Source organism: Paraburkholderia sp. A1RI_3L, from assembly GCF_048957895.1.
In the GTDB taxonomy this organism is placed as follows: Bacteria; Pseudomonadota; Gammaproteobacteria; order Burkholderiales; family Burkholderiaceae; genus Paraburkholderia; species Paraburkholderia kururiensis.
The window spans coordinates 1-4864 of the sequence record NZ_JARCHA010000040.1 but is presented as its reverse complement, the minus strand read 5'-3'; the positions used below and the strand labels follow the sequence as shown (position 1 = coordinate 4864).

Below are 4864 nucleotides of genomic sequence, written 5' to 3'. Positions count from 1 at the left end.
ACAGCGATGGATGCCAAGACAATGATTGACGATGCGCGTCGCTATCGCGAGCAGGAAGGGCTTCTCGGCAAGGGCGGCGTCGTCGTGTTCTTCCAAGGTGGAGTTCAGGGCTGGGTGAATCAACTGCGCAACCCGGACCATTGGCAGCCCGGCTGCATCGCGGTCGATGAGCAAGGTCAAATGTGGACGACCATTGCGGGTAGCGAGCGTGCTGGCGCGCTCATGTGGCTCGCGCATCACGAATTGTAGGAAAACGAAAAACAGGACGATTGAAATGGCTGACGACCCGAATGAAGAGTTCGTAATAGACCACGGCGAATTTATCGACGTGTGTGTTGGCGCGGCGATGTGGAAGACGGGCGATGGAAAGTTCATCCTCGAGGAAGACTTTAAGGTGTCGGGCGAGGTATGGCGCGTCCATAAAAGCGACGCTGATCCGTATCCATCCAACCCTCATGCCCACTGCGTCGGTGGTGCGAAACGGTTCGCCGGCTGCACACTTCATTTAGGCACCGCACAGTTATATCGTAAGCGCGACGCGCTCGGCAGATTCCTGGAGCAGTCGCAATTCGAGCGACTGCTGGAACTCATTCGACCGAAATTTCCGGGAATCATTTTCCCGTTGGCAACGTAGAAAACTGGAAAGGATCTTCGTATGGTCACCAAACAACAACTCGATCAAGCATTGGAAGCGTGGCACGTGGCACGCGAAACCGCGCTTCGTGAGCACGAGGCGTGGCACCTCCTCATGGGCAGCCACGGTGCTCTAATTGAATCGCTTCGATCGAATGGACACACGTGGGCAAGGGCGCAAGCCGAGTTTCGGCGTATCTCGAACGCACATAGCGAGGCGTATCGTGCAGCGCTGAGCGCGATGGACGAACGTTGTCTCGAGTACCAGGAATTGCGCGAGAAGTACGACGGGCAGTGATCGGAAACAGAGTGAGAGGATGAAATGACCGACGAGAAAAGGAAGGGATACGCGCTCGACCCCGGCAACAACGGCTGGATCGTAGGCTGGGCTGTCATCCGCAATAGCCCATGGGATTTGGCCGGAATGTTTCCTTCCAAAGAGGAAGCCGAGGCCGCTCGCAGCAAGCTCGGAGGCACTTATGAAGTGCGTCACGGGTCAAGAAAATTGGGCTCAAACGACTTTATCGGCTCTTGAGCCGCATCGGAAAACGCAATGGCGACCCTCGGGGGAATCTTCCCCGAATTCTGGCTGGGTTGCGGATGCGGCCCGCTGTATTCGGCGGGGCACGAAGCAGGTAGCGGCCGATTTCGGGAAAGAAAAGGGTTGGACGTGGACGTGCCAGGCAGGTTGGCGTTGCCCATCGTGCTCGAAGTGCGGTGACGCAAAGCAATAGCAAAAGAACACATTGCATCTACGGTGTGCGAGGCGCGAATGTTGACGAATCCGGCGTTCTGGTCTGTGATTTTCCTTCTTTTGCCATTGGCCCAAGCGCTCGGCGACTGGCACAGCCGGCCCTTAGCATGGACGAGTTTGATTGCTGCAGTCCTATTGCTCGGTTACGCCGGGGTGACTTGGTGGCTGTTTCCCAAGGGTTATAGATGGACATGGAGTGCGCTCAGAATTTTGGCGTTGGGCGGGAAAGTGGCGTTACCCGACGCGGCCCGGATCGCGTACGAAGAGGCTCGCGCTCACGATTCGATATGGGCGGACGCAGCAGAACGTTTGGGCGTCGATAATTCGCCCGACGGCATCCTGGACTACATGGCGGGCTACTATGCACAAGATGGCCAGCTCTACGGGGTGAGAAAGCCGTCAACGCGTGTCGAGCCAATCGACAGGCGGCAGGCTATGCACGGCACGTTCAGGGAAGGCGCAAAGTATCTTTATCTTCGGGACCAGAGCAGGACCAAATTTTCGGAACTACGGGTGTCGAAGAAGGATGTTCGGGCAGTTCGAAAGGTGATGCGCGAATCGTTAAAGACGACCACCCCGATCTGACTCGAGGCCTGTCGAAAGTAATGGAAAACAGGTGGGATGCAGATGGACTTCCACGTAGTCACGAACGGCACCGACGAAACGCTGCCGCTGCTCTACCAGTGGGAGATCCACGATGCTCAAACCGGGGAATTGCGTGGCCGTTACGTCGGAAAAGCGTCGGCTGGAAGTCGGAGGCCTCGCAGGGACTATGCTCGGAATGTGCGCAGGCTGCTTGGTGGGTTGCCTTACCGCAAGGGCAAGCCCGACAAGTATCGCGGGGTGCACCGTGCGCTGGCTGAAGCGGTCCGGAACGGAGACCGGATCACGCTAACGCTGCTGTGGAACGTGGCTCCGGGTGAAGATATCAATGAAGCCGAACGCGCCACCATACGCGCGCTCAATTGCACCCTTAACGGGTAGGAAAACGGGAGCAGTGATGCGGCAGATGTTCCTTGACCTGTGGCACGCGATTCATCTGGTCGCATGCCCGGTGCGATTCGTGAAGCTAGAGCGCAGATGGTATAGGCAGCTCCGCAAAGAACGCTCGTTCCCACCGACCGTTGCGTCGCGAACGAAATTCGTTCGTAGCAGGCTCATCATCAGTGGGTTTGCCGTTTCAGTCGCTACGGTGCTTGGCTTTGTCGCAGCTCTGGCCGTGCGGTCCCAAGGGTGGACGGTACAGCAATCGCAACAATGGTGGATGCAAGGCGGCAGCGCGGCTCTGTTGTTGTGGGGCACTCTATTTGTGCGGGGCTGGGACATTCAAACCTTCGGCGGCAAGACCCTGCTGGAGCGAGCAAATCGCACGATCTATGTCTGTTTGTATTTCGTCGGCACCGCGGCAGGGGTCTTTAGTTTGTTCATTCCGGTCACGAGTCATTAGGTAGGAAAACGCCGGCGCGGCCGGCACCAAGGAAAAGCGCAATGGAGCGAATAGCGGTGTCTGCGAGCTACGAGGCAGTGAAACAGGGAAAGTCTGTCACAGGCCGCGTCGATTTCATTGCGCGGGTGGCAGATCCTACGAAGGGATACGACCTGACCATGCGAGCGCAGCGTGCAGTAGCGCGCCGGTTACGAGTGCGTCCGGCTGACGTCAAGATCGTCGGCGTGATGTCGAGCTGACGCAAGGGAAAACGGCGGGATGAATGAAACGAGCAATTGGTCGTTCAGAGGTTGTCGCGGTCGAAATCGACGGCAGTGTGTACGAAGGCGAGTTCCGCGTGGAATCAAAGGTGGTCACTGTCGACGCGCCTTTCGGTAGCGGTTCAACACACGTTGGCAGCCAAGCGCCGGTGGCCGTCGCCCGGATGCTGCTGCGCGAAATCGTGGTCGGCGCAAAAGCGCGAGGCGAGTTGTAAAGGAAAACAGGCGAAACGCGATGATAGAAACGTGGTCGGGTGATCTAGAGTTCCCCAGCGATCCCAAATCCTTGCTTCAGGTCGAGACGCTGCGGGTGTTCGAGGACAGCGTCACTGTTACCGCGATGTCGATTTCGTCGACACTCGGACACTGGCGGTTTGAAACACGTCTTTTCGATCTGGGAAATAGCTGGCCACATCGATACGTGGCCGAAGGGATCTCCGCGAAAGGCCAAAAGGTCGCAACCGACTTGTTCACTCTCGCGATCTCCCTTCGCAGAAGCGGTGTCGAGTTGCAAGTAACAGGGGAGTGGCGGGATTCGTGGGGCCGATACCTGCTTGAAGGCGTTTTATTCGCTGAGGTCCAATAGGGAAAGGGCGACGAGGGCGACATAGCGAGCTACAAGGACATTCAGACGTTCGTGAAGCAGCGGCATGGGATCGTCGCGCAAACCTGTTGGATTGCGTATGTGAAGGAATCGAACGGACTGCCGTTGCGCGGTATTCGAACGGCCGAGCGCGTGAAACCTTGCCCGCCTCAGTGGCGCGCAGCGATTGAGGAAGCCATGCGTCATTACGGCTGGTTTTGCTAACAGCGAAAAACGAGGAGAAGGGCAGTATGAGTTACGACGAGGCTGATGCTCGGCGCGACGCGGCGTACGACGAGATGTACGAGGCGATCTCGAAAGAGGTTCGAGCGGATACGATCGAACAATTTTCTTCAGACCGCCTGAAATCGTACTACGTGCAGAATCCGCACCTCATGCGGCCAGCCTGGAACCGACTCAAAGAAGGGATGAGACTGGTCGCCAACGAGCACTTCGACGCTGGAACGATCTTCTTTGCTAGTTCAATGGAGTTGTTTTTTCGCTTCACCCTTCTTCGGCCGGTCGTCTATGGGCTGGTTCACCATGAGCGTCTCGCGGATGCCGTAAGCAAAAGCGTGCTGGACGGTAATACGGGCTTTACCAAGTACACGACGCTGTTGGGGCACATCTATGCTCAACTGCTCGGCGGTGAGTTGAAGAAGCTGACAGTAGGCGATTCCGACGCGAACCTGATAAAGAAGTGCAATGAATTGCAGGACCGGCGAAATGCCCTCGTCCATCACGGCGCCGCAGGAGGAAAGACGGAGGCGCTGCACTCTCAAATTGTGGCGATGGCGGTGCTGAATCAGGTAGTGAGCCCTATGTTGAAGGCTCTTGGTCTCGGCCTTAACGGCATCGGCGACATCGGGCCCCTTCCGGTGAAATTGGCAAAGTGATCGGAAAACGATGAATCCCTACACCTACGAGCAAATTACCGAAGCGGCCAAGCAAATCGTCGCGGACGAGTTGGCGCGCGCGGAGAAGGAGCCGGATGAGGCATCGGCGCGGCATCTTCGCGGGTACGCGGCGGGCGCATGGCTGCTGTGGCAGACCGTCACGCACGACCAGACAGCAAGCCCGACTCGCCGCGAGGACTACCACGTATTCAAGAAACTCCTCGGCTTGCCAGACTGATCCGGCGACAACGACAGGAAAACAGCATGCAAAACGTTGGCGCTTCCTTTCGT

10 protein-coding genes are annotated in these 4864 nt (G+C 57.4%); all 10 read left to right on the top strand.

All coding sequences use genetic code 11. The annotated features are described in order from the left end of the window. Positions 1-6: 6 nt before the first annotated feature. The gene (locus tag PXJ20_RS32650; protein ID WP_421032957.1) at positions 7-249 is read left to right on the top strand and encodes a hypothetical protein; all 243 of its coding nucleotides are present in this window, start codon (positions 7-9) and stop codon (positions 247-249) included. A gap of 25 nt (positions 250-274) precedes the next feature. Further along, positions 275-634 (top strand): hypothetical protein, encoded by a 360-nt coding sequence (locus PXJ20_RS32645; RefSeq protein ID WP_421032956.1) that lies wholly within the window; start codon positions 275-277, stop codon positions 632-634. A gap of 21 nt (positions 635-655) precedes the next feature. Then, positions 656-931 carry a hypothetical protein gene (locus PXJ20_RS32640; RefSeq protein WP_421032955.1) on the top strand — a complete coding sequence of 92 codons (276 nt, stop codon included), beginning with the start codon at positions 656-658 and terminating at the stop codon, positions 929-931. 24 nt (positions 932-955) lie between these two features. Next, the gene (locus PXJ20_RS32635; protein ID WP_421032954.1) at positions 956-1168 is read left to right on the top strand and encodes a hypothetical protein; all 213 of its coding nucleotides are present in this window, start codon (positions 956-958) and stop codon (positions 1166-1168) included. Positions 1169-1405: 237 nt separating this feature from the next. Continuing rightward, positions 1406-1972: a hypothetical protein gene (locus PXJ20_RS32630; protein WP_421032953.1), complete on the top strand. Its 567-nt coding sequence runs from the start codon at positions 1406-1408 to the stop codon at positions 1970-1972. A 36-nt stretch (positions 1973-2008) separates the two neighbouring features. After that, the gene (locus tag PXJ20_RS32625; protein WP_421032952.1) at positions 2009-2371 is read left to right on the top strand and encodes a hypothetical protein; all 363 of its coding nucleotides are present in this window, start codon (positions 2009-2011) and stop codon (positions 2369-2371) included. Between the two features lie 16 nt (positions 2372-2387). Continuing rightward, the gene (locus PXJ20_RS32620) at positions 2388-2834 is read left to right on the top strand and encodes a hypothetical protein (protein WP_421032951.1); all 447 of its coding nucleotides are present in this window, start codon (positions 2388-2390) and stop codon (positions 2832-2834) included. 262 nt (positions 2835-3096) lie between these two features. Beyond that, entirely contained in the window at positions 3097-3309 is a 213-nt protein-coding gene (locus tag PXJ20_RS32615) for a hypothetical protein (protein WP_421032950.1), read from the top strand. 619 nt (positions 3310-3928) lie between these two features. Continuing rightward, complete coding sequence (locus PXJ20_RS32610; protein WP_421032949.1) at positions 3929-4573, top strand: hypothetical protein; 645 nt, start codon at positions 3929-3931, stop codon at positions 4571-4573. A 10-nt stretch (positions 4574-4583) separates the two neighbouring features. Beyond that, a complete protein-coding gene (locus PXJ20_RS32605) occupies positions 4584-4811 on the top strand; it encodes a hypothetical protein (protein WP_421032948.1) in 228 nt (75 codons plus the stop codon). Positions 4812-4864: the final 53 nt, after the last annotated feature.